The organism is Pontiella desulfatans, from assembly GCF_900890425.1.
Lineage (GTDB): Bacteria > Verrucomicrobiota > Kiritimatiellia > Kiritimatiellales > Pontiellaceae > Pontiella > Pontiella desulfatans.
Window position 1 is genome coordinate 604,482 of record NZ_CAAHFG010000001.1, and the last position, 17,513, is coordinate 621,994.

General features: G+C 56.4%; 12 protein-coding genes. 6 read left to right on the plus strand and 6 right to left on the minus strand.

All coding sequences use genetic code 11. The features are described 5' to 3' along the window. Window positions 1-227: 227 nt before the first annotated feature. The 3 genes from E9954_RS02310 (at window position 228) to E9954_RS02320 (ending at window position 2,128) form a co-directional block, all read left to right on the plus strand. Window positions 228-1,199: a hypothetical protein gene (locus E9954_RS02310; protein ID WP_136077630.1), complete on the plus strand. Its 972-nt coding sequence runs from the start codon at window positions 228-230 to the stop codon at window positions 1,197-1,199. Between the two features lie 98 nt (window positions 1,200-1,297). Then, a complete protein-coding gene (locus tag E9954_RS02315) occupies window positions 1,298-1,816 on the plus strand; it encodes a hypothetical protein (RefSeq protein ID WP_136077631.1) in 519 nt (172 codons plus the stop codon). A 129-nt stretch (window positions 1,817-1,945) separates the two neighbouring features. Further along, window positions 1,946-2,128, plus strand: a complete 183-nt coding sequence (locus E9954_RS02320) for a hypothetical protein (protein WP_136077632.1) — start codon at window positions 1,946-1,948, stop codon at window positions 2,126-2,128. Window positions 2,129-2,258: 130 nt separating this feature from the next. Here E9954_RS02320 and E9954_RS32225 read toward each other — a convergent pair whose 3' ends face one another. From E9954_RS32225 to E9954_RS02340, 5 genes are all read right to left on the minus strand, one after another. Continuing rightward, on the minus strand, window positions 2,259-2,411 hold the full coding sequence (locus E9954_RS32225; RefSeq protein WP_168441896.1) for a hypothetical protein: 153 nt from the start codon (window positions 2,409-2,411) through the stop codon (window positions 2,259-2,261). A 173-nt stretch (window positions 2,412-2,584) separates the two neighbouring features. Further along, window positions 2,585-5,140 (minus strand): endonuclease/exonuclease/phosphatase family protein, encoded by a 2,556-nt coding sequence (locus tag E9954_RS02325; RefSeq protein WP_168441897.1) that lies wholly within the window; start codon window positions 5,138-5,140, stop codon window positions 2,585-2,587. Between the two features lie 126 nt (window positions 5,141-5,266). Then, window positions 5,267-7,000, minus strand: coding sequence for a hypothetical protein (locus E9954_RS02330; protein WP_136077634.1), 1,734 nt, complete (start codon window positions 6,998-7,000; stop codon window positions 5,267-5,269). Beyond that, on the minus strand, window positions 6,997-7,992 hold the full coding sequence (locus E9954_RS02335) for a metal-dependent hydrolase (RefSeq protein ID WP_136077635.1): 996 nt from the start codon (window positions 7,990-7,992) through the stop codon (window positions 6,997-6,999). The genes E9954_RS02330 and E9954_RS02335 overlap by 4 nt, the downstream gene beginning before the upstream one ends. A 179-nt stretch (window positions 7,993-8,171) precedes the next feature. Further along, a complete protein-coding gene (locus tag E9954_RS02340) occupies window positions 8,172-9,968 on the minus strand; it encodes an endo-1,4-beta-xylanase (protein ID WP_136077636.1) in 1,797 nt (598 codons plus the stop codon). A gap of 334 nt (window positions 9,969-10,302) precedes the next feature. Here E9954_RS02340 and E9954_RS02345 point away from each other — a divergent pair, with 334 nt between their 5' ends. The 3 genes from E9954_RS02345 (at window position 10,303) to E9954_RS02355 (ending at window position 17,023) form a co-directional block, all read left to right on the plus strand. Next, window positions 10,303-12,882, plus strand: a complete 2,580-nt coding sequence (locus E9954_RS02345; RefSeq protein WP_136077637.1) for a hypothetical protein — start codon at window positions 10,303-10,305, stop codon at window positions 12,880-12,882. Between the two features lie 92 nt (window positions 12,883-12,974). Further along, window positions 12,975-16,190 carry an endo-1,4-beta-xylanase gene (locus tag E9954_RS02350; RefSeq protein WP_136077638.1) on the plus strand — a complete coding sequence of 1,072 codons (3,216 nt, stop codon included), beginning with the start codon at window positions 12,975-12,977 and terminating at the stop codon, window positions 16,188-16,190. A gap of 26 nt (window positions 16,191-16,216) precedes the next feature. Beyond that, a complete protein-coding gene (locus E9954_RS02355) occupies window positions 16,217-17,023 on the plus strand; it encodes a hypothetical protein (RefSeq protein ID WP_136077639.1) in 807 nt (268 codons plus the stop codon). Window positions 17,024-17,026: 3 nt separating this feature from the next. Here E9954_RS02355 and E9954_RS02360 read toward each other — a convergent pair whose 3' ends face one another. Next, window positions 17,027-17,503, minus strand: coding sequence for a TIGR00725 family protein (locus tag E9954_RS02360; RefSeq protein ID WP_136077640.1), 477 nt, complete (start codon window positions 17,501-17,503; stop codon window positions 17,027-17,029). Window positions 17,504-17,513 lie beyond the last annotated feature (10 nt).

Sequence of the window (17,513 nt, forward strand, 5' to 3'; positions counted from 1 at the left end):
CTCCTTCGATTAGTGCTAATTGGAGACGCCATCCTCGGGTGGTCAGCCGTATTGCTTGGCCAGAGGGGGGCATCTAATTTTAGTTTAAGGAATAATCGTCCTAACTGAAGGACTTAGATGAGTATCAAGCTCATTGACCCTACTTGGACAACGCCCGTCGAGTCAGGCAACGATTAACCCCCAAGCGGGTCATGAGTAACGTTAGCAGCAAATAGGAAAACAGATCATTGTTCGAACACGAAAAATTTGATGTCTACGATTATGAGGATATCCCTCTTAACGAAGATATTTACATCATGGATGAAATCTACCTCGAAGAATATGAGGCACAGCTAGTAAAATTCTTTAGTGATGGAGAAAACTTCGACCCCGTTGGCTACATAAGCTATGCGTCTGTCAGCGCAGTTAACAGCAAGTCGGTAGAAATTTCATTAGCAGTAAATATTTGGGACAGATATCACCACGTTAATATAACTCTCCCTCGGGATCAGTTTGTTACCTGTGTCGGTTCATGGCAAACAGATGAAAAACCACACCTTTTCGTTAAAACAGATTGGCACAACACTCTGTACCGAAGAAATTATTCGATTTTTACACTAATAGATGTCGCTGATTTTAAAAAGGGAATGGATGACGGTCTCGTTAAAAGGGATGTCCTACTTTCTTTGCGAGACCAAATCGATGAACTTGCAACGGAATATAAAAATATTTCGTTTATATCATTTGCGGACAGCCTGATATTAAAAAGCAATTGGACTACCGCAAATTTCAGAGTTAAGCAAAAATATACATACTCTCCCGAGGTGTTCATTGAACTATCGATAAAAATTAACGAGATCTATTCTAAAACACTTGGCTTATCGACATATGCAATCATCACTCAAGGTTCTAATGAGTATTATGACGACCCATTACTTCATATTTCAAAATCACAAAACCACATTTGTCTTAATAGTCTTGGAACACCATTTGCGCAATTAATCGAAATAGATGCTGCGGCACGGGGTGGAGTGAGAGAAGGTTTGCATCCCAAGTCAGACCTCTACATGGATGTCCAATACTTCTATTCTCTGAATTTCAAATCTGGATTTGAGAAAAACTCAGAACCATATAACAGCTACAAAAGTAAAATGATGTCCGAACCATCCAAATATTACTACTCAACATATGATCGGATTACCGAGAACTTAGAAAAATAATTGCTAACCAGAACGTAGAACCTATCGTGACAACGCCCGTTGATGAAGTTGAAGCACAATCCACTCAGGCTCACGTTTAACGTTAGGCAGTGATGAATATGAGTGTATTAATAGCATTATCCATTGCATTTATAACCTTTTATTTGGTGTCTATTGTTACCAATGCAAAAAAGGTTCGTTCAGATGCAGTTAGATGGTTGAGCTGCAGCGATTTTAGATCTTCTTTCTTTATCAAATGTGATCTAACACATGAGATAGTAAAAATAGAAAGCGATCCGATTCCGGTGATAGAAAGCGTTCTTAAAGACAATAAACTTATGGTGTATAAGAATAATCATCACCTCGTTGCAACAACCGCTAATAAATTTTCATCAGTGGAGATCGCTGTGAAGGTATTTGTTTCTGACGGACATCTTATGGTTTGTATTCGAGACTCATACCATTCAAACTTGATATCTGATTATTATTTTGAGAAACACAAAAATTCTATCTCCCATCTCAGGGATCTCATTTTGGAAACATCATGTGGGGACTGGAAACAAGATTGGTTTGAGAGCGGGCAAAAAGAGAGATATTCAAAAGCAAGAGATTATAGAAGGCCGAGACAAAAACAGTAAATTCACTTAGTCTATGGAAAGAAAAACAGGCCTAACCAGATCCTTGACCCTACTTGGACAACGCCCGATTTTGAAGGCAACGTCTATTTCCCAAGCGGGTCAGGATTAACGTTCGAATAAGGAAATATCATGAGTAAAAAAGCTAGAATTGCAATTGCATGGTACAAACCTGAGCAGTGGGCATTATTAAAAGCCTACTCCGTTGATAAAGAAGTGATTGAAGACACCTTTGAGGAATGGGCAGAACATGCTGACAAACAATTTGAAGGCATGGAAAAGGGGTCAGGCCGCCTAAATCGTCATTTTGGTTGACGAGTGCCTATGTCTTTGCTTGAGAGCCTGGCATGGCGAGAAAACCTCGAGCTGAATTTGAAGGTGCGACCTACCACGTGATGTGCCGTGGGAACCACCAGGAGCCGGTCTTTAAGGATGCAAAGGATCACTAGCGGTTTTGGGGGCGCGCGGTGGTTGCCCGTTCGGCGGGGCAGGCGGGACGCCTGCGGTACAGCAAGTGGAGCGTAAGCGTGCGGTGGTATTTCCCCGACGGGGCAGGAAAGCCCCCGCTCCGTTGGGAGCACCCATCGATTCTTTCCATCCGGTTATCCGGTCAAAAAGATTCGTTGATGGGAATGGGGTCGCTCGGCGGGGCAGGCGGGACGCCTGCGGTACAGCAAGCGGCACATCGGGTCTCCGTCAGCCCCGGACGGCCGGAGCGGGGCGTTTGAACTTTCTCCATGGAAGGGAACCCGTACGGGTTTTGGGGACTCGTTATTCGGAGACTTTAATTTGGATGAATTTGCGGTCTTCATCGGTTGCAACCTGCACGGCGACGGTTTCCAGATGGTCATTGGTTTCGAGGATCAGCTCGGTGAGGCCATCGCCGACACCGCGCCAGACCGCCGAGGTGAGGGCCGATGCCCAGACGGTATCGACGGACAGCCCGGTGTTGTTGCGGCGGCGATAGATGGCCACAAAGGTGGCGTTGCTTGCGGCAAGCTCCACGGCGGGTTGGTCGGCCACCAGCGGATTGAGCGCTAGGGCCCACTCCTGCCGGTTGTTGAAGCGGTCGCTGTCCGGGTTGCCGCCGAAGGTTTCGTCGGTTCCGGGTGGCGCATTGGAAAACGCTGCGTCTGCCCATAGCGCATAGGTGGTGCCAAGCGCATCCTCCACGAGGATATGATCGATGGCCGGGTCTGCGGCATTCCAAAGCAAATTCGCAGTGCGGAAGCGGAGCTTGATTTTTCCGGTGGCGGAATAGGCCGAAAGGTCTACGGTTGCCGTGGACCACGGATCGTCACTGCCGGTGTGTTGCTGCCTGCTTTTCGTCCAGACATTGGACGTCCAGGATGCTCCGTCGTGAACATCGAGGGAAAGGTGGTCGATGTATTCGCCATACATGTGGTAGTCGAATTTCATTACGGGGGCGCTCAGCCCGCTGAGATCGAAATAGGCGACCACGGAAGCGGTTTTGTATAAACCCAGGCCATGATGACCTTCGGCATAGAGATAGTAGGATCCATCGGAGGCGCCGCTTGGGCCGGATGCGGCCGTGGTTGTTCCGCCGCTGTTGACCGTCCAGTCGTAGTCGTCGTCGCGGACTTGCACCCAGTCTCCGCTGGAGCCGTCCTCGAAGCTTTCCGCATAGGGAGGCACGATGTAGTTGATGATGGCAACGGCGGATGCGGCCGCCGAGGGTTGGGTTGCGTTGGCATTCGCCGATTTATCGCGTGCCGTTACGGTGTAGGAATAGGTGGTTCCCTGGGTGAGGTCGCTGTCCAGATAGGTGGGGCTGTTCTGCCAGCCGCTGTCGTGGGATCCGTCGGCAATGGTGGTGTTCGAGAAATAGTATTCCACTTCGTACGGATCGGACGCCGCCGCAGCCTCCATCGATAGGGCCGATGCGCCGTTGGCCGCAGGGGCGGAGGCCCACTGCATCGGGTCCGGGGCCGGTGCCTGCAGGTCCAGCGCGGCCCATAGCGCGGGATGATCCGAAAGGTCGGCCGAGACGGTGGCATATTTTCCCGACGAGGTGAAATGCGGGACGCTGCAGATGTGGTCGCGCCCGTCGGATTTCCGGTCCGGTGTGTCGAGGATTGCGGCGACATTGGTGTGGAGGAGGTTGAAGTCGCCGAGCATGATCAGGTTTTCGGCCTCGCCCAGCGAGCCGATGCCCAGCTCGTTGTACACATAGTCGCGGAAACGGGTTAATCCGGATTTTTCATATTCCCAGTCGTTGTCGTTAAAGTTGTAGGTGTTGTGGAAGTGGAAGAGATCAACCTCGCTTGCGCCCAGCTGGATGGCAACGTGCTGGGCATGGCGCTCCCATTGGTCGTATTGGGGGTCGGTCTGGATCAACTCCTCGTCGGTGGAGAGGAAGGGATGCTTCGAAAGGATGGCGATGGAGGTTTGCTTGGGCGTTTCCCAGGGCCAGTAATCCGTCTCCTGGTTGACGGTGCGGAAGCGGTAGGGATAGTCGAGGAAGACCGACTGGACGGCGGTCCAGCAGTCGCCGTTGTCGACCTCCTGCAAGCAGAGGACATCCTCGCCGTTCATGAACGTGTTGCGGAAGGCCGTCAGGTTGTCCTGCGGGGTTCCTTCGCCATCGGGGCCATACCCCCCGTGGATGTTGTAGGTCAGGATGGCGAAGTCGGCGTAGCCTCCGAGGATGGCGATGTTATCAAGCCCCAGCGCCTGGTTGTTGACATTGGCCGTATCGACCTGGAAGCGGAAGACGGCCTCTTCGCCGGGCCCCAGGATCTGGTCGCCAAGCAGGCTTAAATCCAGTTCCTTGTCCTCGTAGTCCGAAACGGAAGCCAGCCCGTTCAGGATGGATGTCCATCGCATCAGCAGGGTTCCGTCCGGATCGGCAAGGTCGCCGCTGTCATAATAGAGTTCCAGGTTCCGGGGCGAGTTACCGTTGATGCTCGCGAAATCGAACACCACCTTGTCCAGGTGGATATTGCGCGAGGTGCCATTCGATACCGAAAAATGAATGGTGTTCTTATCGACGCGGATGCTCATGGCGCCATCGGCGGCCGTGCTCCCGGTTTCCACGGCCGGTCCATAGGTTCCGTCGGTGGATCCCCACGTATTGCGGGCGCCATCGCCGCCATACAGGGAACCGGAAACCTGGTCGAGATCGCTGACGGCTTCCTTCGCGGAATTCAACCAGCGGTGGGCCTGGAAGGCCGACGAAAAATCATGCCAGCCCGCCAGCACCGCATGGTCTGCGTGCAATCCGGTCGGCAGGATGAAGCAAAGGAATCCAAGGAATACGCAGGCGGATAATTTCGAATTCCTGATTCGTCGTCCCGTTCTTTTCACATGCGCAACACTGTTCATGCAGCCAAGGTAGCAGGGGCGCCTGGGTCCGGCTTGTAGGATTTTGGCATCTCTGTGTATGCCCGTCACAGGGTTGGAACGGCGGCGCAAGGCGGACGTGCGGAGCTCCTATCCATCGAGCCGCATGCACCTCACGGTGGCATTTTTCCGGCGGGCCCAGGGATGCGCGTTGAGATCGGAGCAGTCCGCTTGCCAAACCAGGATGCCATGCCGCCCCAAGGGCTTTGGCACCTCGAATTCGATCCCCGTTGCGCCGATGGGATCCGCCGACACAATGCGCGCCTGAAGCGACGGGGTTGAGTGGATTTCGTTTTCGTCGAGGGCCGACCAGTTGAATTGTTTGAGTCCGTATTCCTGAATTCGGTGCGGTGGTTGCCCGGGCGCCAGCGCGCGCCCCTGGAGCAGCAGGCCGTGCTGGCCCTTCGGCAGCACCTGCACCGCCGCGCCCATCACCGGCAATGGATCGCCGGGGTGCCATTCGGTGCCGTTTTGGCCGGGCATCATCGTCAGCACATCGACCGCCAAGTCGGGGTTATCCAGTTCCACCCGGAGAATATCCAGCACAAACTGCGCGCGGACAAACAATCCGGGCAGGTTGACCAATAGCAGGTGGTCGCTTGTTCGTATTGCGTCGCGAACCGGCTCCAGCTGGCGCACCATTTCCTGAACGGAGCCGGGCTGGTTGACGATTTCGGCCTGCCGGGCCCGCAGCGCCCATGCCTGGAAGGCCACGAATGCAGCCATGGCAACGCCCAGCGGAAGCCTCCGCTTCAGCGGTTGGTTGGCCAGCACGAGCCCGATGCTTCCAGCCAGGGCCACCGATGGCAGGTAGAGATAGCGCTCGCTCAAATAGACAAAGCTGGTGGGCAGCCAGGTCAGGACGCCGAGCAGGACCAGCAACCCAAACCGCCGGTCGCGGCGAAGCAACCACCCCATGGCCGCGAGCAGTGAAAGGCCGACCGCCAAAAAGAGGGGACGATGCAGCAGGGCAACGGTTTCGGCATCGGCGAACGGCACGGTAACCTCCGCCGCCAGCAGGTTGCCGGTGTAGCTCCGCAGCTGGAGCCAAAGGTGTTGCGGAAATCCCGGGCTGAGCGGCGAAACGAGGTAGGGAGGGAGGAAGTCGCTTCCTTCGCCCCCGAGTGCCAGGTTTTTTAGAATCAGCACCGCCATTGCGATGGCCCCGTAGGCGATGTATAGCAGCCAATCGATCCTGCGCTTTTCGACCCATGCGTCATGGACGATGAAAACCACCGGGGCAACCACCACCAGTTCCTTGGTTGTGAGGCCAAAGATGAAACAGGGCAGCGCCCACCACGGTTTTCCGGCAAGGTGCAAGGCCAGGGCGGCCAGGAACCCGAGCGCCGCAAGCGAGTCGGTTCGTCCGGCGATATACCAGATGCATTCCGCATGCGCGGCCCAGCCGGCGAAGAGCAGGGCCGACCACAGCGCGGGCCAGCCCGCACCCAGCAACCGGAACAACACGAAACCCACCAGCATGCAGCAGGCGAGGTGGATCATGACGTTGGTCAGGGTGAGGCCAAGCGGATAGGCCGTGCCCCAAACCGCTTGATCGATGGCATACGACACGAGAACCGTTGGCCTGAAAAACCGGATGCGGCCCTCTTCCTCCATGAACCAGAGATGGTCCCAGCGGTTTTCGACGGTCATGGCCTCGATGACGGCCATGTTGCCGGCCTTCACCTGCTGGATGTTGTGAAGATAGCGGTAGTCGTCGGCCTCCAGGCGCGGGTTTTCAAGCGCCGGCCACGAGGTGGCCAGCACCACCACCGCGCAAAGCAGATGGCTGAGCCACAGGCCATGCCGACCGAGGCCGCTCAAAACCCTTCTCCCCATTCATTGGCGCTGTCGATGGGCTCGCGGGCAAGCGACTTCCGGTTCAGCAGGAAATGCAACAGGCCATAGAGGCCGAGCGGAGCAACGAAACCGTAGAGCATGAGGCGGATGAAGCCAAAATGGTAGGTTGGATCGGGAATGATGCGGTAGCAGTTCCAGAAAACCAGCATGCAGCAAAACCAGACGGTTGCAAAGTTGGGCAGTGCATCGCCCGAGCGCATCCAATGCAGCCCCTTGAGCCGGCGTTTGGTGAATGGCGCAAAGAGGTTCGAACCCATGAAGCCCAGCTGGTCTTCCAGGATATGGATGGCATAGGCGCAAAACGCCACGATTCCGGCCCGCCACCCGAGCCATGCCGCCATCGGCGCCGCCAGCGCGGCCCCGAGCACCAGGCTGTGCGTCCAGCTGCGGTGCCACGGTAAAAAATGGATGTTCACCCGCCCGTCGGCGTCTTGCTCGAAACCAAAGGCGGGGCCGTCGAAGATATCGACGGTGGTCACGGCTTCGTAGGTTTCCTCGATGGGGGCCGCCAGTCTTGCCCATCCCTTGGCGGCATCGGCTTCCGGGAAGGAGCCGGGGACGGGGAGCTGGCCGGTGGTAACCACCGGTCCGAGTTCGACCTCGACGCCCTGCCTCTGCGGATCGAAGCGAATCCTGAACTGCCGCCACTGGTCGGCCGAGAGCCGCAAGGTGTTGATCTTGAGCCGGAACATGCCCTTTTGATCGAGCGAGGCGGAAACGGCTTCGGCAATCCGGTCGGCGATGGCCTGCGGATCGGGCCGGCGCGGATCGGGGGTGATGGATTGGTGGTAGCGATAGAAAAAGCGGTAGAACTTGAAGTCGATCGTGTCCGGCAGGATCCCGAAAGCCGCCCCCAGGATAAAGTAGGCCGGATTCTTCTCGAGGGCCGCCGCAACCGCCCACGGAAAGCACGAGGCCACCGCCACACCCGAGATAAAATGGGAAATCCCCTTCATTGGTTTCCGATGCTAAACCACACCCGCCGCCAAAGACACTGAATTTCCATTCAAAACATTACAGGGATCACTGGAGTTTTTGTCCACGTTCCGAACGCCGGGAGCGTTCAGCGGCCCTTCGTCGGACAGCCATCATTTTGTTTAACGATTGAGGGTTCGGGGTTGACTGCCGCCGGGGGTTAGTTGGCAATCAGTTGCATGGTTTTGTCGGCATCCAGTTTGATGTGGTGCGTGCGGGTCTGGTTGTTGTGTTCAATGGTGATGGAATAGCTTCCTTTGAAACCACGGAGTTCGACGATGCCTTCGGGGTTGGTTTTCCGGCGTTCTTCGGTGTGCCACTCTTTCGTTAGCAGCCGCTCCCAAACCTGGCCCATGGCGGTTGGGGTGAAGTCTTTGCGGTAGAGGGCGGCGGAGGGGCGAAAGTTGTCTTCGAGGAAGATCCAGTTGATGAGCGCCGACATTTGGGGGTGGCTGTAGATCAAGGTGACGAAGTCCTCGAAGAAGCGCGCCTGCAGGTCCGGGTCGGGGTGGTCGAAGTCGAACTCGGTGATCTGCATTTTTTTGCCGAACGCGGCGTAGCGGTCGATGCGCTCGAGGATCAGCTCCGGTGGCATGGGGGTGGTGAAGTGGCCTTGGAAGCCGATGCCGTCGAGCGGGGCGTTGTTTTGGATGAGGTATTCAATCCAGCCGTAGTAGTTGTCCCGATGTTCCTGGTTGTTGTCGGAGAGGATGCCGTAGTCGTTGATGTAGGTGAGGTAGTTGGGGTTTGCCTTGCGCGCGGTTTCGAACCATTCGAGCACAATCTCCTTACCCAGCAGGTCCATGTAGTCGTGTTCGGTGTAGGGTTCGTTCATGACGTCCCACTCGCTGAAGGCATCCGGGTAGAGGTTGGCGAACGTTTCGATGTGGTCGGTGAGGTCTTTCCGGAAGGCGGCGGGGTTGGTTTTGTGGAGATCGTATCCGTCTGGCAGCCGTTCGAATCCGGGCCAGATGAAAAGGTGTCCGCGCAGGGTCATGTTGTGCGTTTCGCACCAGGCGACGAGGCCCGGAACATGTTGCTTGAAGTGGTTGTGCAGCCGCCACTTCATGGCGTTGGTGGGGGTGATCTTGCTGCAGGTGCGCGTGAGGATCGCCGAATACTTTTCCCGCTCCTCCTGCGGGACGTTCGGCGAAACGAGCATCGGCGTATGGACGGCCGCGCCGAATCCGAATTGGTGGCGTTCGAGCTTTGCGTGGATGGTTGCACCTTCCACGGGTTGGCCGGTGGGGTCGACCAGCTTCAGTTGCAGGTTGGCCTTGCGGTGTTGCTCGATCCGTTGGCGCGCGGCGGTGCGCCATGGGGCGTCGGGTTCCATGCCGGGGTAGTGGATCTGCGACCGGGGCAGCTTGGCAAGGGGAACCGTTTTCCCGAAGCCATGGACGCGCAGGCCGGCTATTTGGAAGGTATGCGGATCGACGCCGCCGAGGAAAAGGTTCAGCACGGTTTGCGGGGTGTCGGTGGCCGCGATTTTGATCTCGAACGGGATCAGGACTTGCTTCCATTCCCGGGTGAGGAAGAGGTCGGTCTGGACGTGCCCGCGCCAGTCGTCGTAGTTGGGTTTGTATTGGATCATGAGGCTGCTGGCGCCATGCCGGCTGCGGGTTTCGAGCGTGCGGCAGTGGAAGGCGATGAGGCCGGTGTCGCCCACCTCCCAGCGGTTGGTCTCGAAAAACTGGAGGTTCAGCGCATAGGGGCTGGAGCCGGGGTTTTTGATGTCCAGCGTGAGGCACTGGCCGAAGGGCATCCCCGCGACGGGGTCGGTGGAGAAGCCGATTGTTTCCGGCGGGTAGGGCGGGCGCTTGTGCAGGAGCTCGGTGGAATGGTCGAACACGATAACCGGTTGATGGATCTGTTCGGGGTCTTTCAGGTTTTGCGGTCCGTTTGCGCGGCCGGTGGCCGCCAGGAGCGCGAAAAGGAGTGTTGCTGTGGTTCTCATATCGGCCTCGCAGTGCTAAGTGTTTGATATGGTGGAGTAGAACATAGCTATATCAAAGTGGCAAGAGTGTTCGAAGTGATATATCTTATAGGCATCCATTTGTGTGCGCTTGCTGGTGGGATAAGTCGCTGTAGTCCAACGCAAAAATCTTATTTATGCCGTATGGGTTGCCTCGATCGGGGGCACCAGCTGATCAAAAGTAAAAAAACCGGTTGACATTGATATAGTCATGATATATACACATTCCAGCCTAAGGAGTAGGTGGATCTTGTTCGTGCATGGGGGCGGGTGCTTCCTGCGATGGAGAGAGAGCGAAAGACCGATGGAGGTAGAGATGAAAAAGTGGTTGGCAATATTAATGGCAGTGGCCTATGCGGGTATTTCGCACGGTCAGGATATTATAGATAGTTGGAGCTTTACTGTGGATCCGGATCCTAATGCGAGTATCGCGACGTCGCTAAGTACGTCCGATATTGCTGGGGGCGGTGGCGCTACCTGGGCAGACAACAATAACTCCAGTATTGAAGGCGGGGAGGCCAAGTTCATTCGCGCGGGGACGCAGAACTATTTCAAGGATGCTATTCCTTCAGTGGTTGGCATTGCAGGCGCAACGACTGGTAAGTTCCAGTGTGAATGGGATTTCACATCGGTTGATTTTGCCAATACCGCGCTGCTAGATCAAAAAACAACGTGGGCATTGGGTATACGGGGAGCCGGAAACTCAGATGCCATGGTTCGGTTGCAGTATGAAGGCCAGTTAAACGTAACAAACGTGAATGTTGCGGGCGTAACCAACATATATGCAGATGCAAACCACATAGCCCTGCTGGTCAAGGATGCGAATTTCAACTGGACAGAGGCGGCGACTTTTTCGGGGAGCAGTATCGCCAATCTGCATCTCAGGCTGGTCTACGATCTCGATAATTCCACTTTCACAACGTACTACGCGCCTGATGGCGGTAGTGAAACCTTGCTGCACGATGGCACGCTTCCCTCGGGGTGGGCGATATCCACGTATCGTATTGCAGCCCAGTTTCTGAACGGCGGCTCCATTTGGGAAGTCGGTGATGAGCTTTTCGTTGACAACATAACCTTCACGCAGCTCGAATCCGCCGCGCCGCCGCCGGCTCTGGCGCTGATCGATCTATGGACGTATACCGACAATACGAATGGCGCCGGCATGGGTGAGGGTGTGAGTACGGGATATGTAGGAGGGGTTAGCTTTGGCAATGCCGATGTGGCCGTGATTACGAACAACATGCTGCTCTTCCAGCACACGAGCACCAACGAATCCCAGGACAGTATTTTCCGGACGGCCACGCCTTCACTGTATGCCAGCGGAACGACAGGTATTTATGAGTTGGCATGGGACTATGTTGCTTCGGACTTTTCCATCTCCGACGCATCGAACACGACCGGCAATGCGGGGATGACCATTCGGGACACGGCAAACGGAAATGTTGCCATGGGCTTCCGCCTGCGGTTTGATGGAAACAACCACCTGCTGCAAATGGATGATGCCAACGGAAACAATCAGACGATGGCAACCTTCCCCGGCAGTACCCTAAGCAATCTGAGTGTCCGCTTGGTCATGGATCTGGACAATTCGGGATCAGCCGGTTCGGCAGCACTGCTTTACACCTTGGATGGAGGCGTTGAAATTGGAGCAACGTATGAAGGTACGGTTCATGCAAACTTTGAACTGAGCCAATACCGTATGATTGTCCAGACGGTCAATGGCGGAAACGGCTGGCAGTTGGGCGATACTATTCTAACCGACAACCTTCGATTTGAAAAGGTTGCAGCCATGCCACTTCCACCGGTCTACGGCAACTTGGTCGTTTATGAGATGAACGACCCGGTTGATACCCTGCTGAACGCGCTGGCACAAACCGGCACGGACGGGGGTCAATTCGTCGGTGCCGATGCCAATATTGCTGCCAACGGCTTGGGCAGTCTCGTGGCTTCCGGTGACGGCACAAATGATGTCTATCGCGCCCACGATCTGGATTTTGCATATGTTGATGGATTGCATCGCCTCGAGTTTGCATTCGATGAATGGAACCTTGTTGCTTCTGAAGATAGTTCCTCATTAAAGTTTGGGTTCGGCGATTCCACCGGGAACAACAATGTTCAGTTCGGCATCGATGTCAACACCAACAATGGAACCGTGCGCTTCCGTGCTGCGGCCAACAATGGAGGTGGAGCCGGTCAGGACTTCTATGATCATGCAGGTTATGTTGCATCCACGGGTGTTGTGCTTCGTATCGACGCTAACCTGGATGCCGGAACCTACAGTGCCTCATGGTGGTATGACAACCAGACTGAGGATGATGCTGTGTCTGTAGTGAGTGGTGCGAGTCTCGGCGCGCTCAGTGACATTGCGCAAGTCAAGCTTACGCTGAATGTGGGTGGTACAATCGGAATGGATCCAGCTGACTACATCAATGTGGATTACCTAAGGTATACTTCCACTGCGGTTATTCCGACCGCGGCCGAGTTTTATAATGCCTGGTTAGCGGAGTATCCGACCCTCGGAGCTCTGACCAACCTGACCGACAACAAGGACGGGGATGCGCTGGACAACCTTGGTGAATATGCATTTGGTGGTGATCCGGATGATCCAAATGATATTGGTTATGTTCCGAATATGGGCGACACGGTTGATATCGGTGGCACCAACTACATCCTGCACGTTTACCAGCGTCGGCAAGACAACTCCATCCGGGGGCTTAGCCACTGGATTGAGTTGGACACCGATCTGATATTCGATCCGGCATTCACAAACGACACCAGCCTCTACACCATCTACGGAGCAGCTAACGTCGATGATACTTGGCGCTCCATCACCAATGCGGTTAACGCAGGCGCGGGTGTGCGGTTCATTAACACGAAAGCGCAGTTCACTCCGTAACCATAGTTTCAACCAAAACGAAAGCCTCCCGTTTGCGCGGGGGGCTTTTTGGGTGAAGACCCGTCGGGTCTCGTAAGAGAGGAAGAGCTTTCATGAAAATCATTGCATCACTGGCATTCGTCATTTTTCTTGCGCTGACAGCGCGGGCGGGTTCTTTGACCGCGGCTGAAATAGGCCAGATCGAGGCCGAGTTCGGAATGACGCTCTCCTCCAATGAAATCACAAAACTGAGTGCGGTGGTTTATCCAACCAACTCCGCGCAGTGGCGTTCCGATGCTTATGGCCGCATTGACACCCATCGGAAAGCCGAGCTGGGCATCCAGGTGGTCGATATGAACGGCGATCCCGTCGAAGGGGCGCAGGTTGACGTGAAACTCAAGCGCAACGACTTCAAATTCGGTGGCACCTTTTCCGCCAAGGATTTTGACGGGGTAACGCTTCCTCCGACCATGACGACATCCACCTACAAGGAGCGGTTGCTTTCGATGTTCAATGCGGTTGGCCTGAATAATGGATTCAAGCCGCGCCTGACCGGAATCCATCCCTATTTGCCAGCCGTGAAAAGCTGGGCGGCGGCGAACGATCTGCCCATCCGCGGCCACCTGCTGATCTGGCCGGGCAACACCAACAACAACCATCTCACCTCGGCGGTGCTGGCCGATGTCGAAGCCGTGGAAGCTGCACTGACCAACGGATCGTCGCAGGCCGTGATCGATGGCCTGCGCGATGACTTGAAACTGACCATCAAAACAGAGATGGAGGCCTGGGCTTCCCAGCACGATGTCTACGAGTGGGATGTCATCAACGAACCATTGGGCAACCACCGTGTTCAGGATGCGCTGGACGACTATGATGTCATGGCGGACTGGTTTGAAATTGCCGAAAGCAACAAGGTTTCGGCGGACTGCAAGTTGCTCATCAATGAATACCAGATTATCTCCGCCATGAGCTCAAACCGCAGTGAGAATTCGTACATTAACCGTCGTGATGGCTATATGGCCGAAATTGACCGTCTAATCGCTAACAATGCGCCGCTTAATCGTATCGGCTTCCAAAGTCGCATCAAGCTGGAACGCCGCGAACCCCAGCTGATTTATGACCGTCTCGAAGAGTGGGGCAACGCCTACGGTCTGGAAATGGCCGGCACTGAATTCGAAGTGGTGGATTCCGATCCCGGGGATTGGATGGAATATATCTACACCGAGGAAGAGCGCTCACAGATTACCGAGGAGATGATGACGCAATATTTCAGTCATCCTCTCGTCACCGGATTCAATGCCTGGAATGCCATCAACGATGATACCGAAGCGCTGGTCGACTACGCTGGAAGACCCACCATCCATGGACTGGTTTGGTACTACCTCCACCGGATCCGCTTCAACACCGATGCCACCCTCGCTTCGGGTCTTGATGGCCGCACCGGCCTGCGCGCCTTCAAGGGCGAGTACGATATCACCGTGACCTATCAGGGGCAGGAATATGCCTCTGCCCTGTCCCTAACCAACGATGAATCGGTCGTCTTCAGTTTGGTTTCATCCGTAGCTGACGATCCGAACACCTCCGAGGTGGTCGATGCCTGGCACTACGACGGGCTGACGAATGGGGCAGGGCTGGCGCAGGGGGTCAGCACCGGCGTGGTGGGTGGTGTGTTCTTCAACAACAATGCTCTCGCGTCCATCGGGAACGGGACGGTGCGCTGGCGGTCCGATGGTGTTGCAGACAGCATGTACCAAGGCAAGGATAGCTCCTCCTACGACGGGGCAAGCAACGGCCTCTTCCAATTGTCGGTCGATTTCCTCGATGCCGACTTCACGGCGACATCCGCTTTGTCCAACGGAACCGGACGGGTGAATTATGGGATCAAGGACGGCAGTGGAAACGATGCCTACTTCCGCCTGACCTTTGTCAGCGGCGGAGGATCAAATGCCCAATACCGACTGGAGGTGAAGGACGCCCTCAACAACAATTTGAACGTGGCCTCTTTCTCCGGAACCACGCTGGATCATCTGGCGGTGCGTGCCGTCTACGATCTGGCTGCCAGCGGCTCCGCCGGATCATTCAAGGTCTACTATCGCAAGAACGGCGCCTCAGAGGTGCTGGCGCATACCGGCCAGCTGGTGGCCGGATTCGCGCTTGATCAATTGCGTGCCGTGGTGCAGACCTACAATGGTGGTGCCAACTGGGCCGCCGGCGACCAACTCTTTACCGACAACCTCGTGCTCCGCAAGCTCGGCGATCCGCCGCCGCCCCCCAGCGAAACCGTGATCGACGGCTGGTATTTCGACGGGCTGGCCAACGGGGCGGGGCTTTCCGAGGCGCTTAGCGTGGGGGCCGTGGGGGGCGCGGCCTTCGGGGACGATGCCATTGTTTCGATCTCGAACAATGCCACGCGCTGGGCGTGGGACGGCGCCGATCCCTCGGCATTCAAGACCACCGCGCCTTCGAGCCAGGCAGGCGCCACCTCCGGTTTGTTCCAGGTGGGCTGGGACTATGTCTCGGCCGACTTCGCCAACACGGATGCCGCCGATGGGTCGGCCAACATCGGCTTCGGCATCCGCTCCGAGGCCGACGGCAACCAGGATGCGGCCTTCCGCCTCCGCTACGACGGAACCGCCAACGAGTTCCTGCTGCAGCTCACCGATGCCAACGGCGCGAACCAGACCCTGGCCACCTTTGCCGGAAACCAACTCACCAATCTCAGCGTTCGCATGGTGCTCGATCTCGATAGCCGGGGTGCGGCCGGTTCTCTCAAGCTCTTCTACACACCGAATGGCGGCGGCGAAATGGCGGGCACGGTGGCCGGCATGCTGCACCCCTTGTTCCGGATCGACCTGCTGCGCTATGCCGTGCAGACCACCAACGGCGGAACGGCCTGGGCGCTTGGCGATGCGGCCATCACCGACAACCTCGTGTTCTCGTTGCTGACGGCCACCGCGACACCCGCATCGCTCTATGAAGATTGGCTGGCGGACTATCCTTCCGTTGGAAGCACCAACATCGAAGACAATCTTCTTTTCTATGCCTTCGGCGCCAATCCAACCAATCCGGCAACCACCGGCAACTGGCCGGAATACCAGGTCGTTGAGGGCGGGCTGGAGTATGTCCACTACGAGCGCAACGATGCCGAGGCGCGCGGTCTTGGCTATGTTGTCGAAACCACCGGCGACCTTTCCGGTTCCTGGACAAACGGCGGCTTCGTCTTCGTGGGTGCGGGCGGATCCGGTGCCGCGTTCAATGTTGTCACGAATCGGCTGCCGGTCGCAGCCGGCGCCGGCTTCATTCGCGTGAATGTCGAATACAACCCTTGATTTCAATAGAGAACAGGAGAAAAGCAATGAAGAGAAATACCGTGTTGTTGATGAGTGCCGCCATGGGGGCGCAGTGCGCAATGGCATCCATTACCACAACCTATTCAAACCTCGGCAACATGTCCGCAAGCGTTGGGGCATTAACCAATGCGCTGACCGTTGCGGCGGGCGATGTGGTTGTGATGGTGGGTGCAACCAACAAAAAGAAAAGCGTGAACAAGCTCACCTTCACCTCATCGGCGGGTACGTTCGTGGATCTGGATACGGCCACCCAGCTGGCCAACGATGCCAACCCAAACTCCTACCTGAGCTACTTGGTCATCGATACGGCCGGCACCTACGACTTTATCGGAACCACCGATGTGCTGGGCATGACCGCGACGGTGGGGGCCTACAAGCTGTCGGCCGACAGTGGCCTGATCGAACTCGCGGCCTACAATGCGAAAAGCTACAACATGGCGGTCGGAGAGTCGCGGTCGATCACCAATTTCATGGGGTGGGGGTCCAACGCCAATGCGGGCGACTACGACGGAATTGCAACCATCGGTGTTGGCTCCTCGCTGCGGGGAACGATTTCCAATACCGATTCGGTCGGCGGCTTTTTCCTGGACATCGATAAATCCGGCAAGCGTCTTGCCGGATATTCCGACCGCTCCGGCGAGGTCAACGTCAAGCATATCTGGGACATCACCAACGCCGATGCGGCCAATGCCGAGAGCGGGGGGATTTCCGGCGCGGCCTTCGCCGAGGTGATTCCGGAACCGGCAACCCTGGGATTCGTCGTTCTGAGCGGCGCGGCCATTCTGTTTATTCGCCGCCGGTTCATGGTTTAGGCGTTACGGCGTGCGCGCGAGCTGAAGCGCCAATTGAACGGCTTGCTTTGCCGATTCGGCAACGTGGATGCCGGGGTCGGGGTGGCCTTCGCGGGAGACCGTCCAGGTGTGGAGCCCGACGACGGGGACTTTGAGGCGCAGGGCGAAGGCGATTTCGGAGAGGGTGCCGTAGGCGCCGTGGACGGCGATGACGGCATCGCAGGAGCGAACGAGCAGGGCGTTGCGGTAGGCCCCGAGGTCGGTGGGGATGCCGATGTCGATGAATTCGTTGGCCGTGGTTTTGTCGGTGCCGGGCAGGATGCCGACGGTCTGGCCTCCGGCGGACTTGGCCCCTTCGGCGGCGGCGCGCATCATGCCGTCGAGCCCGCCGCAAAAGAGGATGGCCCCGGCTTTCGCGATTTCCTGGCCGACCTCCACGCCCAGCCGGTATTGCTCTTCGGTGGTCGTGTGCGGCCCCAGCACTCCAAGGTGAATTTTCATAAAACGCAGT